We start from the raw sequence: 23999 nt of genomic DNA, 5'->3' as shown, positions 1-23999 counted from the left end.
GCGAGCAACACTCATCGGTGCGGCGATGACTTTTTTGAAGACGCAGGTCAGCGCAGTGTCAGCGCCACCGGTTGGGCCAGCGACTCGGACGCGACCCGTGTTGCCGCCGCGCGGTCCAGGTTCAGCACGGCGACCTCGCCGCCCCGGACCGCCACCACCGACGCCGACTCGGCCAGCACGCGGTCCTGCGCCACCACGTCGACACGCGCGCCTGTGGTGAGCAGACCCGCCACGGACGGATCGCCCAACCGCACGGCGACGGACGCCGTGTCCGGGTTCTCCGCCGACAGGCGCAGGTCTGTCAGCGGCTCACCGGCCCGCGCCGGCGACACCAGCGCACGCCCCACCGCCTGCTGTGGACCGACCGCCCCGCCTGGGGACAACTCGGGGGGTATTCGGTGGACAACCACATCCCCGGGAGTGAGCGGCACCCCCGCCGCGAGGTCCCGCGCCGCCACCGCGACCTCCACCCCGACCGGGCCGGGCCACGCCGCGACAACCACCGCTACCAGCAGGAACAGTGCCGCCAAGATCCTTCGAGTCGTGTTCATGGGTTCGACGGTAGGGAAGGATCGAGGGTCGGAAAAGCACGAACCCCCGAGTTGTGGACAACTCGGGGGCTGTGGACAACTTGGGGAAAGTTACGACGCCGCGGCGGCCGGGGTCGAGGACGACGACGACGTCGAGGCCGGCTTCGACTCGCTCTTCGAAGAAGACTCGCTCTTCGAAGAAGAAGAGGAGGACGAAGACGACGACGTCCGGTTGTCGGTCCGGTAGAAGCCGCTGCCCTTGAACACGACGCCCACCGCGCCGTAGAGCTTGCGCAGCTTGCCCTTGCACTCCGGGCACTCGGTGAGCGCCGAGTCGGAGAAGGACTGCACCGCTTCGAACCGGTGGTCGCACTCGGTGCATGCGTACTGGTAGGTCGGCACTGGTCGCCCCTCCACGGTCCTGGTCTGGCACTCGGACGCCCAGAGTGCCAACCACGATGATGCGCCGGCCGGCATACGTGGCGCAAACATCACAGGTCAACGTCACAACGGAAACGTCACAAAGGCAGCCGCACCAGCCCTGAAGGCGTCAGCACGGCGTCCATCAGCACGTCGTGCTCCTCCCGAGGCAGCGAAGGAACGAACTCCGACTCGCGGACCACGGCCACCAGAGGGCACCGGGCCATCGGCAGCGACCGGTCGTAGTGCCCGCCCCCGCGCCCCAGCCGGACACCCCGGTGATCCACCGCCAACGCCGGGACCAGCACCAACGCCGCCGAACCGATCGCCGAAGGCCCCAACGCCGCCCCGGCGGGCTCCCGCAGCCCGTACGGGCCCGGCCGCAACGACCCGTCGTACTCCGCCCAGTCCAGCGGCGCCGCCCCCACCACGATCGGCAGCAACACCCGGTACCCCGCCGACCGCAGCGCGTCGAGCATCTCCACCGACCCGGGCTCACCTCCGACCGCCAGATAAGCGCACACCGTCTGACCAGGTGCAACGCCGAAATCCGCGACCGCGGACACCACGACCGACGTCAACGGCGCGGGCGAAGCGCCCCGTCGTTCCGCGAGCAGCCGTGTGCGCTCCGTCGTCTTCCGGTTACGTTCACAGGACGTCATCGCGGATTCCCCTGACCACGCCGTTACGCTCGCTGTCCATGAGCGCCTTCCAGACAGCAATCGTGCCCGCGGCGGGACTGGGCACGCGCTTCCTCCCCACCACCAAGGCGGTGCCCAAGGAGTTGCTGCCGGTCGTCGACACCCCGGGGATCGAACTGGTCGCCACCGAGGCAGCACAAGCCGGGGCGACCAAGCTCGTCATCGTCACCTCACCGGGCAAGGACGCGGTGGCCGAGTACTTCCGCCCCCAGCCCGAGCTGGAACAGACGCTCGAAGCGCGCGGCAAGACCGACCTGGTCGAGAAGGTCCGCCGGGCGCCGAACCTGATCAAGGTCGAAACCGCCATCCAGGACAAGGCCCTGGGCCTCGGCCACGCCGTCGGCTGCGCCGAGGGCAACCTGACCGGCGACGACGAGGCCGTCGCCGTCCTCCTCCCCGACGACCTCGTGCTGCCCACGGGCGTCCTGACCCGCATGGCCGAGGCACGCGAGCGGTTCGGCGGCAGCGTGCTGTGCGCGTTCGACATCCCCAAGGAGCAGATCTCCGCCTACGGCGTCTTCGACGTCCGCGACACCGGGGACGACGACGTCAAGCAGGTCGTCGGCATGGTCGAGAAGCCCAAGCCCGAGGACGCCCCCTCCACCTTCGCGGCGGCCGGCCGGTACCTGCTCGACCGGGCGATCTTCGACGCCCTCAAGCGCATCACGCCCGGCGCGGGCGGCGAGCTCCAGCTCACCGACGCCATCGCGCTGCTGATCGCCGAGGGCCACCCCGTGCATGTCGTGGTCCACCGGGGTGGGCGACACGACCTGGGCAATCCGGCCGGATTCCTCAAGGCTGCGGTTGACTTCGCACTCGAGCACCCGGACTACGGGCCCGAGCTGGGGGAGTGGTTGCGGGAACGCCTCGGCAACTCCTGAACGAGGGTCGGCACATGAGGTCAGTGGAAGAGCAGCTCGCCAGGGTGATCGCCGCCGCCGTGCGGCCCGCCCCGGTGCGCGTGGCGATCTCCGAGTCGCAGGGCCTGCTCTGCGCGGAGGAGGTCGTCGCGGAGCGCGCGTTGCCCGGGTTCGACCAGGCGGCGGTGGACGGCTACGCGGTGCGCAGCGTGGACGTGCAGGCCGCCGGCGGTGAGCCGGTCGTGTTGCCGGTGGTCGGCGAGATCCCCGCCGGCTCCCGCCAGCCCAGACGGTTGCAGCCGGGCCAGGCGGTCCGGGTCGCGACCGGCGCGCCCCTGCCGACCCTGGCCGACGCCGTCGTGCCGTTGGGCTACACCGACGGGCACGCGGCGAAGGTGACCGTCCACCGGCCGGTGCCCTCTGCGGCGTTCGTGCGGCGCACCGGCGAGGACGTGCAGACCGGTGACGTCGCCGTCCGCCGCGGCGCGACCATCGGCGCGGCCCAGGTCGGCCTGCTGGCCGCCGTGGGGCGCAACAAGGTCCTGGTCCACCCCCGGCCGCGGGTGTCGGTGATCTCCGTCGGCGAGGAACTGGTCGACGTGGACCGCACCCCCGGCCAGGGCCAGGTCTACGACGTCAACTCCTACGCGCTGGCCGCCGCCGCGCGGGACGCGGGCGCCGAGGTCAGCCGGGTCGGGATCATGTCGGTCGACCCGCGCAAGCTGCGCGAAGTCGTCGAGGGACGGTTGCTGCTGTCCGAGATCGTGGTCATCGCGGGCGGGGTCGGCGGCGTCGTGGGCGACGAGGTGCGTGCCGCGCTCGCCGACCTCGGCGACGTCGACTGCACGCGCGTGGCCATGCACCCCGGTTCGGTGCAGGGCTTCGGGCGGCTCGGGCCGGACGCGGTGCCCACGTTCCTGCTGCCCGCGAACCCGATGAGCGCCCTGGTCGTGTTCGAGGTGCTGGTCCGCCCGCTGATCCGGGCCGCGCTGGGCAAGCGCAACCCGTACCGGCGGGCGGTGGGCGCGCGGCTGCTGTCGCCGCTGACCTCCACCAAGGGTCGGCGCGGCTTCCTGCGCGGCCAGCTGCTGCGCGACGCCGACAACGGCGAGTACCTCGTGCAGCCGCTGGGTACCTCCGGTGCGCACCTGCTGGCCTCGCTCGCCGAGGCCAACTGCCTGATCATGGTCGACCAGGACGTGACGGACGTGGCGGCGGGCGAGGAAGTGCTGGTCAGCTTCCTGGCCCAGAAGAGCTAGTACCCGGGAAGCGTTGGACGGATGGGGATGGGCGCGGGTCTCGCGTGGGAAGGCGGCAGACACCCCGGCTGGCCCGCGCGGCTCGGTCCGCTGCGGGTCGAGGCCGGTGTCGTCGCGCTGCGCCCGCCCAAGCTGTTCGACGCCTCCGCGTGGTCGCGGATCCGGATGCGCGACCAGGCCTACCTGGAGGAGTGGGAGCCCACCGCCGTCGACGGCTGGCCCGAGCGCAACTCCGCCATGTCGTGGCCGGCGCAGTGGTCGTCCCTGAAGTCCCTGGCCCGACGCGGCCAGGCGCTGCCGTTCGTGATCACCGTGGACGGCCACCTGGCCGGGCAGATCACCGTGGGCAACATCGTCCGCGGGTCCCTGCGCTCGGCGTGGGTCGGGTACTGGGTCGCGGCGGACCGGGCCCGGGGCGGCGTGGCGACGGCGGCGCTGGCGCTGGTCGTGGACCACTGCTTCGGCGAGGCCGGGCTGCACCGGCTGGAAGCCACCGTGCGGCCGGAGAACAAGGCCAGCCTGCGGGTGCTGGCCAAGGCCGGTTTCCGCGAGGAGGGGCTGTTCCTGCGCTACCTCGACGTGGCCGGTGACTGGCGCGACCACCTGTGCTTCGCGATGACCGCGGAGGAGGCGTCCCCCGAGGGGTTGGTACGCCGGTTGGTCGCCGCCGGGTTCGCCCGAACCGCCTGATCAGCGGGCCGAGCGGCTTATTCGGATCACCCGAAAGTGGGTGATAGACCACACTTTGGTACGTACGCCGGTCGGCGAGTCTCCGACACAGGTGTGACTGTTGTGACTAGCGTGGCGTACGAAGTCCGCGCGGGTAGGGGGAGGTGACGAGGATGCCGAGTTCGCTGATCATCGTGGGACTGGTGGTGGCCTGGCTGGTCGTCCTCGTCCCGATGGTGGCGCGCAAGCGCGCCGACGCGCGGACCAGCATGGAGGAGGGGTACGACGCCATGCCCGACGCCGAGTTCGACGAGTACGACGACTACGCCGACGCGGAGTTCGAGGAGGTCGCGCACCGGCCCTACCGGCCCGGCCGCGGCGGCTTCGACCCGGAGACCGCGGCGATCGTGGCGCAGGCGAAGTACGCGTTCCGCCGCCGCGTCGTGGGCACGCTGCTGCTGCTCGCCCTGGTCACGGGCGTGGTCGCGGGCGTGCTGTACCCGCTGGCGTGGTGGGGCCACGCGGCCGTCGACCTGACCCTCGTCGGTTACCTCGTGTACCTGCGCCGCCAGGTCCGCATCGAGGAGGACATCCGCGCCCGCCGCCTCGCCCGCCTCGCCCAGTCCCGCCGCCGCCCGACCCCGCGCCCGGCGGTCGTCGCGGAGGAGGAGCACGAGCACGAGGTCGAGGAGGAGCCGGGCCTGTCCCCGCAACCGCGCTTCGAACACCACGTCCGCCCCGGCACGGTCGTGGTGGACGCCGACGACGAGGACCCGGTGTTCGTCGAGCTCGACGGCCCGGAGGCCCTGCCGTACCGACGGGCCGTGGGCGAGTAGAGGGGGGTGGCGAAACCACCCCCCGACGCCTGATATGCTTTCGCCGCACGACCGAGAACGACAACTGAACACGGGGCTGTAGCGCAGTTGGTAGCGCGACTCGTTCGCATCGAGTAGGTCAGGGGTTCGATTCCCCTCAGCTCCACCGAAGTACTACGTGCACGAACCCAGGACGGATGCCGGTGAGCCGGTCTCCGTCCTGTTTGCTTTGGTCGTATCCCGTTGCGCTTGTGCGCCTCCTTCCTCCTGTGGGAGAGGGGATGCGATGACCACCACCGTGAGCTTTGTCGCGCACCCGGACGACGACCTGCTGTTCATGAACCCGGACGTCCTGTCCGACGTGCAGGCCGGCTATGACGTGTGGGTGGTGTACCTGACCGCTGGAGACCTGTTATGCGGTGACGGGTTTCCTGTGTGTGGCATGGAGTACGCAGACATGCGCATCCATGGTGCACGGGCCGCCTATGCGCGTGCGGCGCATGTGGCGAACCAATGGACGTTCGAAGCGTTGCAGCTGGGTGGACATCAGGTCGCCACGAACACGTTGGACGGCACACGGGTGCGGTTGTTGTTCACGTTCGTCCACGCCGCCGGGGGTAGCGACCAGACCGGGGACTTGGCGCGGATGGTGTTGGACGAGAACTTCGTCGCGCAACCCATCGACGGACGCGCCCCCTACACGCGCGCGTCGTTCATCGGCATGCTGCACGACGTCCTGGCCACGGCACAGCCGGACTACGTGCGGACGTTGAGCACCGTCGGGCACCGTGAGACCGACCGGGACCACGTGGACCACGTCGCCGGCGCGATCCTGGCGTCGCTGGCCGACCTGGACGGTGACGGGCGGACGTGGGTGCGGCGTGACGAGTACGACGGGTATGTGATCAGGCAGCGGCCGGAGAACTGGGTTGGGTACTGGAAGGACGAGAAGACCGCGGTGTGGCACGCGTACCGGCCGCATGACCCGATGGTGCCGCCCGACGCCTGGGACGACGTGATGGGCCGCCAGTACCGGCAGCGCGTGTTCGAAGCCGGTGACCCGTGGACGCCGCCGCCGGACTTCACGGTGTAGTCGTGCCGCTACCATTTGCGCGGTGCGATTCGTGGCCGATCTCCACATCCACTCCAAGTACTCGCGGGCGTGCAGCCGGGACTGCGACCTCGAACACCTGACCTGGTGGGCCCGCCGCAAGGGGATCTCGCTGGTCGGCACCGGCGACTTCACCCACCCGGCGTGGCACGACCACCTGCGCGACGCGCTGGTCCCCGCCGAGCCCGGCCTGTTCCGGCTGCGCGACGACCTGGACCGCGACATCGACCGCACGCTGCCACCGTCGCTGGCCGGCCGGACGGTGCGGTTCATGCTGTCCGTGGAGATCTCCACCATCTACAAACGCGACGGCCGCACCCGCAAGGTGCACCACCTCGTGTACATGCCCGACCTGGACTCGGCGGCCGAGTTCAACCGGCGGCTGGCGCGCATCGGCAACATCGCCTCGGACGGGCGTCCCATCCTCGGCCTCGACTCGCGCGACCTGCTCGAGATCACGCTGGAGTGCGGCGGCTACCTGGTCCCGGCGCACGTGTGGACGCCGTGGTTCGCAGTGCTGGGCTCGAAATCCGGCTTCGACGCCGTGGCGGACTGCTACGCCGACCTCGCCGAGCACGTGTTCGCCGTGGAGACGGGCCTGTCCAGCGACCCGGAGATGAACTGGCGCGTCTCGTCCCTGGACCGCTACCGCCTGGTCAGCAACTCCGACGCCCACTCGCCGCCCGCGCTGGGCCGCGAGGCGACCGTGTTCGACACCTCGCTGGACTACCACTCCGTGCGGCGGGCGCTGGAGACCGGGGACGGGCACGCCGGGTCGATCGAGTTCTTCCCCGAGGAGGGCAAGTACCACGTCGACGGCCACCGCAAGTGCGGGGTGCGGATGGAGCCCGTCGAGACGTTGGCGCACAACGGGATCTGCCCGGTGTGCGGGAAGCCGTTGACGGTGGGGGTGCTGAGCCGGGTCGAGGAGCTGGCCGACCGGGAGCCGGGGTTCCGGCCCGGTGGGGTGGCCGGGTTCGTGAACCTGGTGCCGTTGCCGGAGATCGTGAGCGAGATCGTCGGGACGGGGCCGAAGAGCAAGAAGGTGCTGTCGGAGGTCGACCGGCTGACGGCGGCGTTCGGGCCGGAGCTGTCGATCTTGCAGGACGTGCCGGTGGACGACCTCGCGGCGCACTCCACGCTGGTGGGTGAGGCTGTGGAGCGGTTGCGGCGTGGGCAGGTCGTGCGGGATGCCGGGTATGACGGGGAGTACGGCGTGATCCGGCTGTTCGAGCCGGGGGAGTTGGAGCGGCGGGGGTCGGCGCTGTCGTTGTTCGACTTCGCGGCGCCGGCTGTGGAAGCACCGACCGCGAAGGTGGCGGTGGCCGTGGCACCTGTGCCCGCGCCGCCGATCACTGCCCCGGAACCCGTCGTGGACGGGAAACCCGCCGGTCTGCTCGAGTGGCTTGATCCGGAGCAGCGGGAGGCGGCCGGCAGCGGTGGCGGGCCGTTGTTGATCATCGCTGGGCCTGGCACCGGTAAGACGCGGACGCTGACCCACCGGATCGCGCATCTGGTCCTTGAGCGCGGTGCGCCGGCCGACGAGTGTCTCGCGATCACCTTCACCCGTCGTGCCGCCGAGGAGATGGCTGAGCGGCTGGAGGTGCTCGGGGCGAGGGTCACGGTGGCTACGTTCCATTCGCTGGGGGTCCGCATCCTTCAGGAGCACCACGCGGACGTCGGGTTGTCGCCCTCGTTCGGCGTCGCGGATCCCGACCGCCAGGTCGAGGTCGCGCGCACGGTGTGCGGGGACGACAAGGAGGCTCGGCGGCTGGTCGCCGAAGGGGCCGAGGTTTACAAGAAAGCACTGCGGGCGCTGGACTTGGTGGACTTCGACGACCTGGTCGGGCTGCCGCTCGGCCTCCTCGAATCCCGGCCCGACCTGGTCGACGCCTACCGCGCCCGCTTCCGGTGGATCTCCGTCGACGAGTACCAGGACGTCGACGAACGCCAGTACCGGCTGCTCGAGCTGCTCGCGCCCAGCGACGGCAACCTCACCGCGATCGGCGACCCGGACCAGGCGATCTACCGGTTCCGGGGCGCGGACGTCGGCTTCTTCCTGCGGTTCCAGGAGGACTTCCCGGGCGCGCGGGTGGTGCACCTGACCCGCAACTACCGGTCCAGCCCGGCGGTGGTGCGGGGTGCGTTGAACGTGGTCTCGCCGTCGACGCTGGTGCCTGGCCGTGCGCTGGAACCGTTGGGGGACCACGGGGACGCGCCGATCGGCGTGCACCACGCCGCCTCCGAGCAGGCTGAGGCGGCGTTCGTGGCGCGGACGATCGAGCAGGTGCTGGGCGGGACCTCGTTCCACGCGTTCGACAGCGGGCGGGTGACCTCCGACGGCACGCAGGGGCTCGGGTTCTCCGACTTCGCCGTGCTGTACCGGACCGACCGGCAGTCCAAGGCGCTGGTGGACGCGCTCACCCGGTCCGGCCTCCCGTTCCAGAAGCGGTCGCACGACCGGTTGCTGGACCGGCCCGGGGTGGCGCGGATCGTGCGGGAACTGCCGTTCGCCGCCGGCGAGTCCGTTGTGGACCGGATCAAAGCGGTCGCGGGTGAGGATCACGCCGCCTACGAACTGCTCAAGCCGTTGGCGCTGGACTGCGGCACGGACTTCGAGCGGTTCCACACCACGCTCGCGCTCGGCGTCGAAGTCGACACGTGGGACCCGCGCGCGGACCGGATCTCCCTGCTGACGCTGCACGCGTCCAAGGGGCTGGAGTTCCCCGTCGTCTTCATCGTCGGCTGCGAGGACGGCCTGCTGCCCCTGCGGTGGCCCGGCCAGGACGACGACACCGACGAGGAGCGCCGCCTGCTGTTCGTCGGGATGACGCGGGCGCAGCGGCACCTGTTCCTCAGCCACACCTCGGCCCGGCCGCGCTCGCCGTTCCTGGCCGACCTCGGCGACTTCCGGCGGATCGGCGACGCGCAGCCCCAGCGCCGGCGCGCGGGGACGCAGGTCAGCCTCTTCTGAAGTCCAAGATCACGAGTGGTATGGACCATAACCCGGTGTTATGACAGAACTGGCATATCCGCCGAGCCGCCCAGCCGGCTAGCGTCGAGAGCACGGCCCCGCATCCCGTGTCACCACCCCTGCAAGGAGACAGCGGATGACTCGACGCATCGCCGCCGCCGTCGCCGCGACGGTCCTGAGCGCTGCCGGTGTCGCAGCGGTCTTGACCAGCAGCGCGATCGCCGGCCCGCCACCAGCACCGGAAGGCGACCTGGTCGCCGCCCTGTCGCGCGACCTCGGCCTGACCCCTGACCAGGCCCGCACGCGGCTCGCCCGCGAAGCGCGAGCGACCCGCGTGGACCACGATCTCAAGGCACGGCTCGGCGCCACCTACGCCGGCTCGTGGCTCGACAAGGACGCCGCGCTGACCGTCGCCGTCACCAACGCGGCCCAGATCCAGGCCGTGAAGGACGCCGGCGCCACGCCCAAGGTGGTCAAGCGCAGCCAGATCCAGCTCGACGCGCTCAAGGCCAAGCTCGACGCGAACAAGGACGTCCCGGCCGGCGTGCCCGCCTGGTACGTCGACCTGCCCTCCAACTCCGTGGTCCTGTTGGCCCGGGACCTCGGCAACGCCAAGGCGTTCGCGAAGGCCAGCGGTCTGGACGAGGCGGACGTCCGGATCGAGGCCTCGACCGAGGACCCGCGCCCGCTGATCGACGTGATCGGCGGCAACGCCTACTACATGGGCGGCGGCGGACGCTGCTCCGTCGGCTTCTCGGTCAACGGCGGCTTCGTCACGGCCGGCCACTGCGGCACCAGCGGCCAGAGCACGACGCAGCCGACCGGCACGTTCGCCGGGTCCAGCTTCCCCGGCAACGACTACGCCTGGGTCCGCGTGGCCGCGGGCAACACCCCGCGCGGCCTGGTCAACCGCTACCCCGGCACCGTGCCGGTGGCCGGGTCGACCGAGGCGCCGGTGGGCGCGTCGGTGTGCCGGTCCGGCTCCACCACGGGCTGGCACTGCGGCACGATCCAGCAGCGCAACACCTCCGTCACCTACCCCCAGGGCACCGTCTCCGGAGTGGTCCGCACGAACGCCTGCGCCGAACCCGGCGACTCGGGCGGCTCGTGGATCTCCGGTGACCAGGCCCAGGGCGTCACCTCCGGCGGGTCCGGGAACTGTTCGTCCGGCGGCACGACGTACTTCCAGCCGGTGAACGAGATCCTCCAGGCCTACGGCCTCCAGCTGGTCACCAGCGGTGGGACGCCGACGACACCGACGTCGCCGACCACCTCGACCAGCAACCCGGGCCAGACGACCTGGCAGCCGGGCGCCACGTACGCGATCGGCTCCCTCGTGACGTACGACGGCGTCGGGTACCGGTGCTTGCAGGGGCACACGTCCCAAACCGGCTGGGAACCGCCCAACGTGCCCGCCCTGTGGGAGCGCGTGGGCTAGCGGCGAGCCACATGCGCGGGGGAGGGGTCCGGCGCTCGCCGTCGGACCCCCCCTTCCGCGCCGACCGGGGGTGCGAGGCGGCTGCGGAGACGCCTCCCCCCACCGGGACCGCGGGCGTTTGCGGAGGCGCCTGGAGGTCCCCACCGGGTGGCGGGGCGTTTGCGGAGACGCCCCGCCCCCACTTACGCGCGCACGGGGTTGGGGGCGAGTCTTCCGGACGCCTTTCGGTACAGCCGGCCTCCTCCGCCGAGAGCGCCGGCTGCGCCGCCCCCCGCCGCGCCGCTACCCGCGCTGCCCCGTGCCCGCGTTGCCTACAAGCGCGCACCGCCTTTGGCTTACAAAATGCGACTGTAGTGGTCGTTATAAAATGCGGTCGTGGCGGGGCGCAGGCGTGGGTTCGACCGGGAGGAAGTCCTCGACCAGGTGACGCGCGCCTTCTGGCGGGCGGGTTACGACGCCACCTCCGTGGCCGACCTCACCAAGCTCACCGGCGTCAACCCGCCGAGCCTCTACGCGGCCTTCGGGGACAAGAAAGCCCTGTTCGACGAGGTCGTCGAGCGGTACCGGCGGACCTACGGCGCGTTCACCACCCGCGCCCTCGACGAAGAGCCGACCGCGCGCCGGGCCGTCGAGCGGGTGTTGCGGGAAGCGGCTGTCGAGTACACCGCCGAGGACCGGCCGCGTGGCTGCCTGGTCCTCAGCTCGCCCGAGCTGGGGCACCTGCGCGAAGCCGCCATCGCCGCGGTGGAGGACAAGATCAGGGTCGACGTCGCCGCCGGTCGGCTGCCCGCCCGAACCGATCCGCACGCCCTGGCCGTGTACGTGGCGGCGGTCGTGCGCGGCATGTCGGACCTCGCCCGCGACGGCGCGACGCGCGACGAACTCCGCCACGTCGCGGATGCGGCCATGTCGGCGTGGCCCTCACCCGTACCCTGAGAGGCGACGAGAAGGGGTGGTGGAGGGCGTGGAGCTGGCCAAGTCGCTGCTGGACTGGCTGCACGGCTTTACCGACGTCCCGCTGTGCCCGGGTGACTGGGCCTGGACCACGACGGCGCTCGGCGCGCTGATCGGCCTGCTGCCCACCATCGCGGCACTGCTGTCGATCACCATCCGCCGGGTCGTGGGCAACTCCTACGGGCCGGTCACCGGCGCGATGTTCGCCGTGCTGGGCGTGACCAGCACGCTCGTGCTGCCGTGGGTGCTGTTCTCCGGCACGTTCGAGACGCTCCAGCGCGGCTCGCTGTACGGGATGGACTCGCTGTCGACCTCGCCGTGCGTGGCGTTCACGCAGCGCAAGTACCTCGTGGACGCGCCCCCGATGATCCAGGCGGTCACCGGCCAGTACGGCAAGGTCTTCCTGGTCGCCGCGTGCGTCACGGCGGTGCTCGCGCTGCTGTGCCTGGTGTTCGTGATGATGCAGGCCGGCTCGGCGTTCCGGCTCGGACCCAACTGGCCCCGACGGGTGTTCTGGCCACCCTTCCTGGTGCTCTTGGTGGCCACGTCGTTGCTCCCCGTGACGCTGGTGGGCCACCTGCTCCTCGGGTTCTTCCCGATTGCGCTGATCGGCTCACTCGTCGTGCGGATTTTCGGGTTGACTACCGCCATGCTCAACCGCCCCGGCCGGGACCGCGGTGCCCCGGCCACGCCGCAGCAGCCCGCGTCCGCGTCGCACGGGCCGTCGTCCCGGCCGACGCCGCAGCAGCAGGCCGTGTCCGCGCGGCAGAACCCGCAGAACCCGCCGCCGCACAACCCCCAGCAGAACCCGCCGCCGTACCAGCCGGCCGGGAAGCCGCCGCCCTACCAGCCCGCGCACATCCCGCCGTACCGGCCGGTCCCGCCGTACAACCCGACGCCGCCGCCGATGCAGAAGCCGGTCCAGCCGCGCCAGTACCCGCCGACGCGGGTCGCCGAGGTGCCGCCGGTGCCGGGCGGCGAGCCGCCGCGGCCCACGCGCGTGGAGCAGCAGCCCGCCCAGCTCGCCGACACGCCCGGTCCGCTGCCGTTCGGCCCCGGCGCGACCCCGTCCACGCCGACGCCCCCGGCCGACTCCGGCAAGGTGTGGAACCCGGCGGGCGGTCGGTTCCGGCGCGTCCGCCAGCTCGGGCGGGGCGGGTTCGGCACGGTGTGGCTGGCCGTGGACACCCAGCTCGACCGCACGGTCGCGGTGAAGCTCGCCCACGCGCCGGACAACGACACCGAGCAGCGCATGTTGCGCGAGGCGCGGGCGCTGGCGGCGGTGCGGCACCCGAACTGCGTGCGCGTGTTCGACATCGTGCAGGACCCGGACGGCCTGGCCATCGTCATGGAGTACATCGACGGCCAGCCGCTGTCCGAGGTGGTGCTCAAGAACGGCCTGCTCCAGGACACCCTCGCCGCCCGCCTGTGGGTCAACATGGCCGACGCGCTGGCCGCCGCGCACGAGCAGGGCGTGCTGCACCGGGACGTGAAGCCGTCCAACGTGATCGTCGACGGCAGCGGCACCGCGCACCTGATCGACTTCGGCATCGCCCGCTCGAAGGGCGACAGCACGCTGACCGCCACCGGCATGATGGTCGGCACCCCGGACTTCCTGGCCCCCGAGACCGCGCGCGGCGAGGCGGCCAGCCCGGCGTCGGACGCCTGGCAGCTGGCCGCCACGGTCAGCTACGCCCTGACCGGCCACCCGCCGCGCGGGTCGCGGGACAACCCGATCTCGTCGCTGATGGCGGCGGCCCAGGGCGAGCCGTGCGTGAAGCTGCCCCAGCACAGCGCCCACACCCGGCTGCTCACCAACGCCCTGGACGCCGACCCGGCCAAGCGGCCGTCGCTGTCCTCGGTCCGGGCGGAGCTGGGGTCGTGGCTGTCGAAGGCGGGTGTCAGCACCGAGGGCCCGGTGACGCGGCTGATCGACCGACCCGAGCCGCCGACCAGGCCAGTGCGCTGACCCCGGCCGGTACCAGCAGCCACCAGCCGGAGAACGACAGCACCACCAGCGTGAACGCCAGGGCGACGGCGGGCGGTGTTCGCCGGGGCAGCAGCTTCACCGCCGCCGCCATGCCCGCCGCCGTCACCGCGGCGAGCGTCGTCGCGGTGACCCCCATGAGCGTGGCCAGCTCCACCCGCCACACCGCCGTCACCACGAGCAGGACCGCACACCACCCGGCCTGGACGCTCAACGGTTTCCGCAGCCCCATCGCGGTGCCGAGCTCCTTCGCCCCGGCCAGGTAGGTGTTGACCGCGCCGAAGGTCAGCAGCACGGCCGCGACCGCCGTCGTGGCGCGGGCGGCCGGTCCGAAGGCCCGTTCCAGCAGCACGGCCAGCGGCACGTCCCCCGGCACCGCCACCGTCGCGACCGCGAGCCCCAGGTAGAGGACGGCCACGACGACCAGGGTCCGCCGGGTCGCCCGGCGCGGGTCGGCCGTGCCGGACAGGTGGCTGCCCGCCTCCCAGCCCGCGAACGCGAAGAACAGGACGGTCGCGGCGGTGCCGACGGCGAGCCAGCCGTGCGGGGCGAAGGGCGTGAAGTCGGCGGCGGTGACGTGCGGGAGGCGGAACGCGATCGCCGTCGCCACCAGGGCCGTGAGCAGGCCGACGAGCAGCACTTGGACGGTGGCCGAGACGTGGAACCCGGCGTAGTTGGCGGCGAAGGCGGCGGCGAGGATGAGCGTCCCCCAGACCAGCGGGTGCCCGCCCGCCGCGTGCGCCACGTACTGCCCGCCGACGAGCGCGCCCCCCAACACCCCGACCGGCACACCCACCGCGTAGAACCACCAGGCCACGGTGTTCTGCGCCTGGCGGCCGAAGGCGTGCCCCACGAACCCGGCCACGCCGTGCCCGCCCGGGTAGCGCGTGCCCAGCTCGGCGAAGGACATCGCCACCGGGACGCTGAGCAGCAGCAACAGCACCCAGGCCAGCAGTGACGCCGGACCCGCGGCGCGGTTGGCCAGTGCCGGCAGTACCAACACGCCAGGCCCCAGCACCGCGCCGAGGTACATCGCGGTCAGCCTCATGACATCAGCGGCAGCTTGCGGGTCAACTTGGTGACCACGTCCCGCGGCCCGTGCAGCGCGACCGCCACGAACTCCGGGGCGTGGGAGCGGGCGAGGTCTTCGAGGTAGGCGTCGTAGGCGCGGGCGCGGCGGGCGACCTCGGTGAACCCGATCGCGGTGACCCCTTCGGCGGCGTGCAGGCGCTTGATCGTGGCGGCGTCGGCGGTGAGGACGGGGACCGGGTGGCCGGTGATGCCGAGGTGGGTGGTGCCGTCGGCGTCCTTGCCGTCGTCGCCGAGGGCGTCGGGCAGGCGGGCGCCGAGGCTGAGCCCGAGGACGACGGCGGCGTTGGCGGCCAGGTTGGGCGGCAGGTCGGCGCGCAGGACGAGAACGATCCTGGTGGGCAGCACAGCGGTTTCCCATTCATTCGATCGGTGGAATGCCTGGGAAACTAGCCACCTGACGCGCTTCTAGGTGAGTTCACCGAACCCTATTCGGCACGGCGTGCCATGATCGGCGCGTGGACGAACTTGATTCGGCGATCATCCGCCATCTCCAGACAGATGCCCGGCTGACCAACCGGGAACTGGCCAGACGACTGGGCGTGGCGCCGTCCACCGCCCTCGAACGGGTCCGGCTCCTGCGCGAGCGGGGCGTGATCAAGGGCTACCACGCCGACATCGACCTGACCGCCCTGAACCGGCCGGTGGAGGCGTTCGTGGCGTGCCGCATCCGGCCCTTGAGCCGGGCGGTGATCGACAACTTCAAGGCGGCCCTGATCGCGCTGCCGGAGGTGCTGGCGACCTACGTGTGCGCGGGCGACGACGACTTCCTCGTCCACGTCGCCGTCCAGGACCTGGAACACCTGCACGAGTTCCTGATCGACCGCCTCAGCGAACGCCGCGAGGTCCTGAGCTTCCGCAGCTCGGTGATCTTCGAAAGCACCCGCAACCCGGTCCTGACCGAGCTACCGCCAGGACGGTAGCCAGCGCTGGGCCTCCCACATCTCCTGGGTGATCGGGATGCCGTTCAAGATCGGCCACAGCCACACGAAGTTCGCCACCACCAGGCCGACGTACAGGGCCACCACCAGCAGACCCGTGCCGCGGCGTTCCTGGCCGGAGTTCGCCGCGCCCAGGATCTCGCCCAGGGCCAGCGCGATGCCCAGCACCAGGAACGGCGCCATCGGGGTCACGTAGAAGAAGTACATCTGCCGGTCGACGTTGATGAACCACGGCAGGAAGCCCGCGCCGTACCCGACGAGCACCGCCGCGTACCGCCAGTCCAGCTTCGCGATCGACTTCCACATCGCCCACGCGAGCACCGGGAACGCCAGCCACCACATCGCGGGCGTGCCGATGAGCATGATCGCGCCCACGCACGTCGCCGCGCCGCAGCCGGTCACCGCGCCCTCGTAGTAGTAGAGCATCGGGCGCAGGCCCATGGGCCACGTCCACGGCTTGGACTCCCACGGGTGCCGGTTGGTGTCCGACGTGACCAGCTTGGTGTGGAAGTCCAGCACGTTGCTGCTGTAGTACCAGAGCGCGCGCAGCGGGTCGGGGATCCACGAGTTGTCCGGCAGCTTCGCGCCCACCACGTGCCGGTCGATGGCGGTCTCGCTGGCGAACCACGCCCACCACGTGCCCAGGTAGGCCAGGATCGGGATCACCAGCAGCGAGAACAACGACGGCAGCAGGTCGCGCACGACCGCGCCCGTCCACGGCCGCTCCACGCCCGCCGACCGCCGCGCCAGCGCGCTCCACACCACGGACAGCACGCCGAAGAACGCGATGTACCACACGCCGGACCACTTCACGCCGCACGCGAGCCCCAGCGCGACACCCGCGCCGAACCGCCACCACCGGAAGCCCAGCGCCGGCCCGAACACCGACTGCGTCGCCCAACCCTCCCGCACGGCCACCGCCAGCCGCGACCGCACCTGGTCCCGGTCGGCCACCAGGCACGCGAACGCCACGACCACGAAGAGCGCCAGGAAGATGTCCAGCATCCCCATCCGGGACTGGACGTGGCTGACGCCGTCCGCGATGAGCAGCACACCGGCGATCGCGCCGATCAGGTCCGACCGCGACATGCGCCGCGCGATCCGCACCACCAGCAGGATCGTCAGCGTCCCGGCCAGCGCGGAGGCGAACCGCCAGCCCACGCCGTCGTAGCCGAACAGCCCTTCGCCGAGCGCGATGAGCTGCTTGCCCAGCGGCGGGTGGACGATCAGCTCGTAGCCGGGGTTGTCCTCGTAACCGCCGTTGCGCCACACCTGCGCGCCCTGCGGCACGTAGTGCTTCTCGTCGAAGATCGGGGTGCCCTTGTCGGTCGGGAACCCGAGGTTCCAGAACCGCACCACACCGCCGAGCAGTGCGACGGACAGCGTGACCAGCCACCCGCGCAGGGTGCTGCTCAGCGGTCCCGGTTCGAGCTGCTGCGCCCGCGTCGCGCGGTCGTTGCCCGGGGGCGGGCTGGTCGGGGGCACGTCCCCGACGTCGACCACGTCGTCTGCGGACTGCGGTGCGATCAGGCTCACGGGCCCGATCGTAGGGTGAACGGTGTGAGACCTGTATCCGGATCAGGCCGTTTGGTGCTCGCCGCTACTCCGCTCGGCGACATCCGAGACGCCTCGCCTCGCCTGGTCGACGCCCTGGCCACGGCGGACGTGGTGGCGGCCGAGGACACGCGCCGCCTGCGCGCCCTGGCGGCGGCGCTCGACGTCGAGGTCGGCGGGCGGGTGGTGAGCTTCTACGACCAGGTGGAGACCAGCCGCCTGCCCGGCCTGCTGGAGTCGCTGCACGCGGGGCAGACCGTGCTGCTGGTGACCGACGCGGGGATGCCCAGCGTGTCCGACCCGGGGTACCGCCTGGTGGCGGCGTGCGTGGAGGAGGGCCTGGTCGTGACGTGCCTGCCGGGTCCTTCGGCGGTGACCACGGCGCTGGCGGTCTCGGGCCTGCCGTCGGACCGCTTCTGCTTCGAGGGCTTCCCGCCGCGCAAGCAGGGGGAGCGGCAGCGCTGGTTCGCGGCACTGGCTTCGGAACCACGCACGTGCGTGTTCTTCGAATCACCCCATCGGCTGGCAGCCACCCTGGCGGACGCGGCGACCGTGCTGGGGGCTGACCGGCGGGCGGCGGTGTGCCGGGAGTTGACGAAGACCTACGAAGAGGTGCGGCGGGGTGGGCTGGGCGAGCTGGCGGAATGGGCTGCCGAGGGCGTGAAGGGCGAGATCACGGTCGTCCTGGGGCCGGCTGCCCCTTCCGAGGGTCCCTCGATGGAGTCGCTGGTCGCCGAGGTGAAGCAGCGGGTGGCGGACGGCGAGCGGCTGAAGGCGGCGGCGGCGGAGGTGGCTCAGGCGGCGGGCGTGAGCAAGAAGGCCCTGTACGACGCCGTGGTCAGCGGAGGCTGACGGGCTGGTCAGGCGACCACGGGTCGCCATCCAGCTCGGCGGACGCCATGTCACGGGCCGCGGCCACGTTGGTCGCGAACTCGTCATCGACCTCCGCCTTGCCGGCCCACCTCTGGATCAGGTCCCGCAGCGCACGCCCGTTCACGCGCCCATGATCGCGGAACTTGGCGCCGGTTCGCGGCAGCCGCCAACGGCGAGCCGCGCGAAACCCGGTGGCGGTACCTCCGTAGGCTTGGACCATGAGTGCCTCCGTGTTGACCGCGGTGGCGTGGCCCTACGCCAACGGCCCGCGCCACATCGGTCACGTATCAGGGTTCGGTGTCCCCTCCGACGTGTTCTCGCGGTACATGAGGATGTCGGGGCACCGGGTGCTGATGGTGTCCGGCACGGACGAGCACGGCACCCCCATCTCCGTCCAGGCGGAGAAGGAGGGCCTCACCGAGCGGGAGCTGGCCGACAAGTACAACCGCGTGATCGCCGAGGACCTGCACGGGCTGGGCCTGTCCTACGACCTGTTCACCCGCACCACCACCGGCAACCACTACAAGGTGGTGCAGGACCTCTTCCTCGCGCTCTGGAACAACGGCTACGTCGTCCCCAAGACCGAGATGGGCGCGATCAGCCCGTCCACCGGCCGCACCCTGCCCGACCGCTACATCGAGGGCACCTGCCCGATCTGCGGCTACGACGGCGCGCGCGGCGACCAGTGCGACAACTGCGGCAACCAGCTCGACCCGATCGACCTGAAGAACCCGCGCAGCCGGATCAACGGCGAGGTCCCGAAGTTCGTCGAGACCGAGCACCTGTTCCTGGATCTGCCGCAGTTCATCGACGCGCTCGGCGGCTGGCTCCAGACCCGCACCGAGTGGCGCCCCAACGTGCTCAAGTTCAGCCAGAACCTGATCAAGGACCTCCGCCCGCGCGCGATCACCCGCGACCTCGACTGGGGTGTGCCGATCCCGCTCGACGGGTGGCGCGACCAGCCGCTCAAGCGGTTCTACGTGTGGTTCGACGCCGTGATCGGGTACTTGAGCGCCAGTGTCGAGTGGGCCCGCCGCACGGGGAACGACGACGCCTGGAAGGAGTTCTGGACCGGCGACGCCCAGGGCTACTACTTCATGGGCAAGGACAACATCGTCTTCCACTCCCTCATCTGGCCCTCCCTCCTGCTCGGCCAGAACGGCCAGGGCGCCAAGGGCGGGCAGCCGGGGGCGTTCGGCGAGCTGAACCTGCCCACCGAGGTCGTCTCCAGCGAGTTCCTCACCATGAGCGGCTCGAAGTTCTCCACCTCGCGCGGGACCGTCATCTACGTGACGGACTTCCTGCGCGAGTTCGGCCCGGACGCGCTGCGCTACTTCATCTCCGTGGCCGGCCCCGAGAACCAGGACACCGACTTCACCTGGGACGAGTTCGTCCGCCGCACCAACTTCGAGCTGGCCAACGAGTGGGGCAACCTGGTCAACCGGTCGATCTCGATGGCGCACAAGAACGTCGGCGCGATCCCTACCCCGGGCACCCGCACCGACGCCGACCACGACCTCCTCACGCTGTCGAAGCAGGCCTTCGACGTCGTGGGCGCGAACCTGCGCCGGTCGCGGTTCAAGCAGGCCGCCACCGAGGCGATGAAGGTCGTCGGCGCGGCCAACCGCTACCTGTCCGACCAGGAGCCGTGGAAGCTCAAGGACGACCCGGCGCGCCGGGACACCGTCCTGCACACCGCCCTCCAGGTCGTCCAGGACGCGAACGCGCTGCTCACGCCGTTCCTGCCGCACTCGGCGCAGAAGGTGCACGAGGCGTTGGGCGGCACCGGCGTGTGGGCGGCGCAGCCGTCGATCAACGAGGTCACCGACCTCGACGTGCCCGACCGCAAGTACCCGGTGCTGACCGGTGACTACGCGGCCGAGCAGGCGAAGTGGGAGTCCACGCCGATCGAGGTGGGCCGACCGCTGGCCAAGCCCGCGCCGCTGTTCGCCAAGCTCGCGCCGGAGCTGGCGGAGACCGGCCCGGAGTGGGCCCCGATCGTCACGTCGTGACACCGCGCAAGGGTGAGCGGCCGCCGGTGCCGGAAGCGCTTCCGGCACCGGTGGTCGACGCCCACACCCACCTCGACGCCTGCGGGGCGGAAACACCCGAGCAGGTGGCGGAAATGCTGGACCGGGCGAACGCGGCGGGCGTCGACCGGGTGATCACGGTCGGGGACACCGTCGAGTCCGCCCGCTGGGCCGCCCAGGCGGCCACGTGGGACGACCGGGTCTTCGCCGCCGTCGCCCTGCACCCGACCCGGACGTCGGAGTTCACCGACGCCGACCGGTCCGAACTGGAGCGACTGGCCGTCCAACCGCGCGTGGTCGCGATCGGCGAGACCGGGCTGGACTACTACTGGGACTACGCCCCGCCGGCCGCCCAGCACGACGCTTTCCGCTGGCACATCGAGCTTTCCAAGCGCGTCGACAAGCCGCTGATGATCCACGACCGGGAAGCGCACGACGACATCCTGAAGATCCTGGACGAGGAGGGTGCGCCGTCCACAGTGGTCTTCCACTGCTTCTCCGGCGACCTCGCCTTCGCGCGGTCCTGTGTGGAGCGCGGGTTCGTGCTGTCGTTCGCGGGCACGGTGACCTTCAAGAACGCCCACGCCCTGCGGGAAGCCGCCCGGTGGGTCCCGGCGGACCACGTCCTGGTCGAGACGGACGCGCCGTTCCTGACCCCGCATCCCTTCAGGGGACGCCCGAACGAGCCCTTCTGCGCCAACTACACCCTCCGTGACATTGCGACACTCCGTGATCAAGATCCAGCGGAACTAGCGTCAACTGTCACCCGGAACGCCGAGCGGGTCTTCAAACTCCGTGACTTGGTGCAGTCGTAGTAGTGCTTACGACGATCGGCGGATGTCCTTGCTCCCCTGACGGGGTGAGCGAACTCACAACACTGATCGGGGTGTTTGCACAACCCCCGCGCACCCGTTACGGTCCCGTGACCGTGCCCCACGTTTGAAGTCCGGTGGGGCGCACCCGCAGTCGGGGCGGGTCTAGTTGCCAGAAGCGAGAAGTCGACACGCACGGGAGTTGCCGGAGATCACCAGCTGACCGCCGACACCGAACGTGCGCGGAGCACGGCTTCGCGCCTTCAGGAGGTATGGAACCCCGTGAACTCGTTCAACGAGGACACCGACTGGTTTACGCCCGTGAAATCGACCAGCGTCGATGTCCTGGACAGACCCGAGCCCGATTGGTCCGACTGGGAGACCACGGTCTTCAGCATCACGCCGGACGACGTCCTCGAGGTCCTCGGACCCGACGCGGACGAACTGCTGGCCAACGCGAACGTCGACGTCGACGAGCTGATCAAGCTCATCAACGCCGAGACGACGCTCCTCCCCCCGATCATCATCCCGGACGAGGTCTCCCAGGACCGCGTCGCGGGCGGCCTGGCTGTCGAGCAGCCCAGCGCACCGCCCGCCGCCCTGGTCGAGGCCGCCGGGAAGTGGAAGCGCCGCTTCCTCAAGGCCGCCGTCGCCACCGTCCTGGTGGGCATCTCCGGCGGCGGCGCCACCGCCATCGCGATGGACAAGGCCGTGACCGTCGACGTCGACGGCGAGGCCAAGACGGTCCACACCTACGAGTCCACGGTCGGCGAGATCCTCGCCGACGAGGGCATCACGATCGGCGAGCACGACGCGCTCAGCCCGTCCCCCAGGCGAAGGTCGCCGACGGCGGCAAGATCTCGCTGGACCGCGGTCGCCTGGTCAAGCTCACCGTCGACGGCGAGCAGCGCGAGGGCTGGGTCCGCTCCGTCACCGTCGACGAGGCCCTGGACCAGCTCAAGGTCAACGACGAGGGCGCTTGGCTCTCGGCCGACCGCAACATGGACGTCCCGCTGTCCGGCATGTCGCTCGAGGTCAAGAGCCTCAAGACGATCACGCTGTACGACGGCGGCACCGAGCCCCGGCAGATCCAGACCACCGCCGTGACGGTGGACGAGCTGCTGAAGACGCAGAACCTCACGCTCGGCCCGGACGACAAGCTGGAGACCGCGGGCGACCTGCGCATCACCAACGGCGCCGAGGTCCACATCTCGCGCACCGGCGTGTCGGTGATCAACGCGACGGAGGCCATCGCGCCGCCCGTCGAGGAGGTCCCGGACGACACGATGATGAAGGGGTCCAAGGAGGTCCTGGACCCGGGCGAGGCCGGCGAGCAGATCGTCACCTACCGCGTGACGATCAAGAACGGCCAGGAGACCAACCGCGAGAAGCTGGGCGCGAAGGTCACCAAGGAGGCCAAGCCGAAGAAGGTCAAGGTCGGCACCAAGCTCCCGCCGGACGGCGAGATCTGGGACCGCCTGGCCTACTGCGAGGCGACCGGCAACTGGGCCATCAACACCGGCAACGGCTACTACGGCGGCCTCCAGTTCAACAAGGGCACGTGGGACGCGTACGGCGGCCAGCAGTACGCCGAGTACCCCCACCAGGCCACCCGCGAGCAGCAGATCGCCATCGCCACCAAGCTCCGCGACGCCCGCGGCGGCTACTCGGCGTGGCCCCACTGCCAGGCGAAGCTGGGCCTGCCGTAAATTTCACCTGTGAGTGACGCTTCATCGTCAGCAGGGCCGGGGAGTGCGCTCCTCGGCCCTGCTGACGTTCGTCGGCTGGCCGCCGAGCTGGACATCCGCCCCACCAAGAAGCTGGGGCAGAACTTCGTGCACGACCCCAACACCGTGCGCAAGATCGTGGCTTCGGCGGATCTGCGGCCCGACGACGTGGTCCTGGAGGTCGGCCCCGGCCTGGGCTCCCTGACGCTGGCGTTGCTGCCCTCCTGCCGCGCCACGGTGGCCGTCGAGATCGACCCCGTGCTGGCCCGGCGGCTCCCTCGAACCGCCGCCGAGCGCGCGCCGGAGCTGGCTTCCCGGCTGACCGTGATCGAGGCCGACGCGATGCGCGTCACGGCCGACCGGTTCCCGGTCGAGCCCACCGCCCTGGTCGCCAACCTCCCTTACAACGTGGCGGTCCCCGTGGTGCTGCACCTGTTGGCCGAACTGCCGACGCTGCGCACCGGGCTGGTGATGGTCCAGTCGGAGGTCGCCGACCGCATGGCGGCGGGTCCGGGGAGCAAGGTCTACGGCGTCCCGAGCGTGAAACTCGCCTGGTACGCCGACGCCCGCCGCGCCGGTCCGGTGTCGCGGCAGGTGTTCTGGCCGGTGCCGAACGTGGACTCCGCGCTGGTCGCGTTCGAGCGCCACGCCCCGCTGTCCACAGTGGACCAGAAGGTGCTCTTCTCGTTGGTGGACGCGGCTTTCGCGCAGCGGCGCAAGGTGCTGCGCGGCGCACTGGCCGGGTGGGCGGGGTCGGCGGCCGAGGCCGAGCGGCTGCTGGTCAGCGCGGGCGTCGACCCGGGAGCGCGCGGCGAACAACTGGACGTCGGCGACTTCGTCCGGATAGCCGAAGCTGCCTCACGAAACTAGCCGGTGATCTTTCGGCCGAAAGTGTGATTTGACGAACGATCCGCGTCCAGGCTTGCGTTGGGGCAGGTCCGTCGGGTGTACTCGTGCTGCCATCCCGAGCGGCCGAGAGACCTGGCTCTACGACGCCGCAGCAACCACCCCCCATGGGGCAGGTGCTTCAGCCAGGATCGATGGAGGATCACGTGCCCAGGATGCGAATGCTCACTCGACGGCGAGTCGTCGACCACGGCCGCCGCACGGTATCGGGCTGTCGCAGCTACTAGAAGCCTAGGCGCCTTCTCAAGTCCTCGCCGCCCATCGCGCTTTCCGCGCGGGGCATCTACCTGAGCTGAGTCCCCGGACGCGCACGCCACGAGCGTGCGCTGCCGCGTGCAGTCGTGGAGCG

General features: G+C 71.0%; 21 protein-coding genes, 1 tRNA gene, 1 pseudogene and 1 riboswitch. Of the genes and pseudogenes, 16 read left to right on the top strand and 7 right to left on the bottom strand.

What is annotated here, in order from left to right; all coding sequences use genetic code 11:
* Positions 1 to 47: 47 nt before the first annotated feature.
* The 3 genes from DFJ66_RS20245 to DFJ66_RS20235 form a co-directional block, all read right to left on the bottom strand.
* Positions 48 to 551, bottom strand: a complete 504-nt coding sequence (locus tag DFJ66_RS20245) for an SAF domain-containing protein (RefSeq protein ID WP_121223258.1) — start codon at positions 549 to 551, stop codon at positions 48 to 50.
* A gap of 90 nt (positions 552 to 641) precedes the next feature.
* Positions 642 to 932: an FmdB family zinc ribbon protein gene (locus DFJ66_RS20240; protein WP_121223257.1), complete on the bottom strand. Its 291-nt coding sequence runs from the start codon at positions 930 to 932 to the stop codon at positions 642 to 644.
* A 116-nt stretch (positions 933 to 1048) separates the two neighbouring features.
* Positions 1049 to 1612, bottom strand: a complete 564-nt coding sequence (locus DFJ66_RS20235; RefSeq protein ID WP_121223256.1) for a 5-formyltetrahydrofolate cyclo-ligase — start codon at positions 1610 to 1612, stop codon at positions 1049 to 1051.
* Between the two features lie 38 nt (positions 1613 to 1650).
* On the opposite strand from DFJ66_RS20235, the gene DFJ66_RS20230 reads away from it, so the two are divergent.
* The 10 genes from DFJ66_RS20230 to DFJ66_RS20185 all read left to right on the top strand — a co-directional run bounded on the left by DFJ66_RS20230 (position 1651) and on the right by DFJ66_RS20185 (position 13700).
* The gene (locus tag DFJ66_RS20230) at positions 1651 to 2532 is read left to right on the top strand and encodes a UTP--glucose-1-phosphate uridylyltransferase (protein WP_121223255.1); all 882 of its coding nucleotides are present in this window, start codon (positions 1651 to 1653) and stop codon (positions 2530 to 2532) included.
* Positions 2533 to 2546: 14 nt separating this feature from the next.
* Positions 2547 to 3770: a molybdotransferase-like divisome protein Glp gene (gene glp / locus DFJ66_RS20225; protein ID WP_121223254.1), complete on the top strand. Its 1224-nt coding sequence runs from the start codon at positions 2547 to 2549 to the stop codon at positions 3768 to 3770.
* 27 nt (positions 3771 to 3797) lie between these two features.
* On the top strand, positions 3798 to 4460 hold the full coding sequence (locus tag DFJ66_RS20220) for a GNAT family N-acetyltransferase (protein WP_121223253.1): 663 nt from the start codon (positions 3798 to 3800) through the stop codon (positions 4458 to 4460).
* Positions 4461 to 4612: 152 nt separating this feature from the next.
* Positions 4613 to 5275, top strand: a complete 663-nt coding sequence (gene sepX, locus DFJ66_RS20215; protein WP_121223252.1) for a divisome protein SepX/GlpR — start codon at positions 4613 to 4615, stop codon at positions 5273 to 5275.
* Between the two features lie 72 nt (positions 5276 to 5347).
* Positions 5348 to 5420: transfer RNA gene (locus tag DFJ66_RS20210), tRNA-Ala, on the top strand.
* 120 nt (positions 5421 to 5540) lie between these two features.
* Complete coding sequence (locus DFJ66_RS20205) at positions 5541 to 6347, top strand: PIG-L family deacetylase (protein WP_121223251.1); 807 nt, start codon at positions 5541 to 5543, stop codon at positions 6345 to 6347.
* A gap of 22 nt (positions 6348 to 6369) precedes the next feature.
* The gene (locus DFJ66_RS20200) at positions 6370 to 9339 is read left to right on the top strand and encodes a UvrD-helicase domain-containing protein (RefSeq protein ID WP_121223250.1); all 2970 of its coding nucleotides are present in this window, start codon (positions 6370 to 6372) and stop codon (positions 9337 to 9339) included.
* 136 nt (positions 9340 to 9475) lie between these two features.
* A complete protein-coding gene (locus DFJ66_RS20195; protein WP_121223249.1) occupies positions 9476 to 10777 on the top strand; it encodes a carbohydrate-binding protein in 1302 nt (433 codons plus the stop codon).
* A 375-nt stretch (positions 10778 to 11152) separates the two neighbouring features.
* Entirely contained in the window at positions 11153 to 11713 is a 561-nt protein-coding gene (locus DFJ66_RS20190) for a TetR/AcrR family transcriptional regulator (protein WP_121223248.1), read from the top strand.
* Positions 11714 to 11729: 16 nt separating this feature from the next.
* Positions 11730 to 13700: a serine/threonine-protein kinase gene (locus tag DFJ66_RS20185; RefSeq protein WP_121223247.1), complete on the top strand. Its 1971-nt coding sequence runs from the start codon at positions 11730 to 11732 to the stop codon at positions 13698 to 13700.
* Here DFJ66_RS20185 and DFJ66_RS20180 read toward each other — a convergent pair.
* Together DFJ66_RS20180 and DFJ66_RS20175 are read right to left on the bottom strand one after the other, a co-directional pair.
* Positions 13633 to 14766, bottom strand: a complete 1134-nt coding sequence (locus tag DFJ66_RS20180; RefSeq protein WP_121223246.1) for an APC family permease — start codon at positions 14764 to 14766, stop codon at positions 13633 to 13635. The genes DFJ66_RS20185 and DFJ66_RS20180 overlap by 68 nt on opposite strands.
* Entirely contained in the window at positions 14763 to 15155 is a 393-nt protein-coding gene (locus DFJ66_RS20175; protein ID WP_211351237.1) for a DUF2000 domain-containing protein, read from the bottom strand. Before DFJ66_RS20175 ends, DFJ66_RS20180 begins: the two co-directional genes overlap by 4 nt.
* A gap of 110 nt (positions 15156 to 15265) precedes the next feature.
* Here DFJ66_RS20175 and DFJ66_RS20170 point away from each other — a divergent pair, with 110 nt between their 5' ends.
* The gene (locus tag DFJ66_RS20170; RefSeq protein WP_121223245.1) at positions 15266 to 15730 is read left to right on the top strand and encodes an Lrp/AsnC family transcriptional regulator; all 465 of its coding nucleotides are present in this window, start codon (positions 15266 to 15268) and stop codon (positions 15728 to 15730) included.
* Here the strand turns inward: DFJ66_RS20170 and DFJ66_RS20165 are convergent.
* Complete coding sequence (locus tag DFJ66_RS20165; RefSeq protein WP_121223244.1) at positions 15713 to 17284, bottom strand: dolichyl-phosphate-mannose--protein mannosyltransferase; 1572 nt, start codon at positions 17282 to 17284, stop codon at positions 15713 to 15715. The two genes, DFJ66_RS20170 and DFJ66_RS20165, sit on opposite strands and share 18 nt — an antisense overlap.
* Before the next feature lie 15 nt (positions 17285 to 17299).
* Here DFJ66_RS20165 and rsmI point away from each other — a divergent pair, with 15 nt between their 5' ends.
* Positions 17300 to 18154, top strand: coding sequence for a 16S rRNA (cytidine(1402)-2'-O)-methyltransferase (gene rsmI / locus DFJ66_RS20160; protein ID WP_397556290.1), 855 nt, complete (start codon positions 17300 to 17302; stop codon positions 18152 to 18154).
* On the opposite strand, the gene DFJ66_RS42865 is transcribed toward rsmI, so the two are convergent.
* On the bottom strand, positions 18141 to 18299 hold the full coding sequence (locus DFJ66_RS42865; protein WP_170199031.1) for a hypothetical protein: 159 nt from the start codon (positions 18297 to 18299) through the stop codon (positions 18141 to 18143). The genes rsmI and DFJ66_RS42865 overlap by 14 nt on opposite strands.
* Positions 18300 to 18393: 94 nt before the next feature.
* Here DFJ66_RS42865 and metG point away from each other — a divergent pair, with 94 nt between their 5' ends.
* From metG to rsmA, 4 genes and pseudogenes are all read left to right on the top strand, one after another.
* Positions 18394 to 20187: a methionine--tRNA ligase gene (metG, locus tag DFJ66_RS20155; RefSeq protein ID WP_121223243.1), complete on the top strand. Its 1794-nt coding sequence runs from the start codon at positions 18394 to 18396 to the stop codon at positions 20185 to 20187.
* Complete coding sequence (locus tag DFJ66_RS20150) at positions 20184 to 21020, top strand: TatD family hydrolase (protein WP_121223242.1); 837 nt, start codon at positions 20184 to 20186, stop codon at positions 21018 to 21020. Before metG ends, DFJ66_RS20150 begins: the two co-directional genes overlap by 4 nt.
* 279 nt (positions 21021 to 21299) lie before the next feature.
* Positions 21300 to 22726 (top strand): annotated as a pseudogene (locus DFJ66_RS45070) (transglycosylase family protein).
* Between the two features lie 9 nt (positions 22727 to 22735).
* Complete coding sequence (rsmA, locus tag DFJ66_RS20140; protein ID WP_121223241.1) at positions 22736 to 23614, top strand: 16S rRNA (adenine(1518)-N(6)/adenine(1519)-N(6))-dimethyltransferase RsmA; 879 nt, start codon at positions 22736 to 22738, stop codon at positions 23612 to 23614.
* Positions 23615 to 23700: 86 nt separating this feature from the next.
* Positions 23701 to 23791, top strand: a riboswitch (SAM riboswitch).
* Positions 23792 to 23999 lie beyond the last annotated feature (208 nt).

This window comes from Saccharothrix variisporea (genome assembly GCF_003634995.1).
Lineage (GTDB): Bacteria > Actinomycetota > Actinomycetes > Mycobacteriales > Pseudonocardiaceae > Actinosynnema > Actinosynnema variisporeum.
The sequence above is the reverse complement of the archived record's forward strand: the minus strand, read 5'-3'. Positions and strand labels throughout refer to the sequence as shown.

Bases quoted from the DNA above. Each gene is read 5' to 3' on its own strand.
- DFJ66_RS20245 (WP_121223258.1), bottom strand. From the start codon at position 551: ATGAACACGACTCGAAGGATCTTGGCGGCACTGTTCCTGCTGGTAGCG.
- DFJ66_RS20235 (WP_121223256.1), bottom strand. From the start codon at position 1,612: ATGACGTCCTGTGAACGTAACCGGAAGACGACGGAGCGCACACGGCTG.
- DFJ66_RS20230 (WP_121223255.1), top strand. From the start codon at position 1,651: ATGAGCGCCTTCCAGACAGCAATCGTGCCCGCGGCGGGACTGGGCACG.
- glp (WP_121223254.1), top strand. From the start codon at position 2,547: ATGAGGTCAGTGGAAGAGCAGCTCGCCAGGGTGATCGCCGCCGCCGTG.
- DFJ66_RS20220 (WP_121223253.1), top strand. From the start codon at position 3,798: ATGGGCGCGGGTCTCGCGTGGGAAGGCGGCAGACACCCCGGCTGGCCC.
- sepX (WP_121223252.1), top strand. From the start codon at position 4,613: ATGCCGAGTTCGCTGATCATCGTGGGACTGGTGGTGGCCTGGCTGGTC.
- DFJ66_RS20205 (WP_121223251.1), top strand. From the start codon at position 5,541: ATGACCACCACCGTGAGCTTTGTCGCGCACCCGGACGACGACCTGCTG.
- DFJ66_RS20195 (WP_121223249.1), top strand. From the start codon at position 9,476: ATGACTCGACGCATCGCCGCCGCCGTCGCCGCGACGGTCCTGAGCGCT.
- DFJ66_RS20180 (WP_121223246.1), bottom strand. From the start codon at position 14,766: ATGAGGCTGACCGCGATGTACCTCGGCGCGGTGCTGGGGCCTGGCGTG.
- metG (WP_121223243.1), top strand. From the start codon at position 18,394: ATGAGTGCCTCCGTGTTGACCGCGGTGGCGTGGCCCTACGCCAACGGC.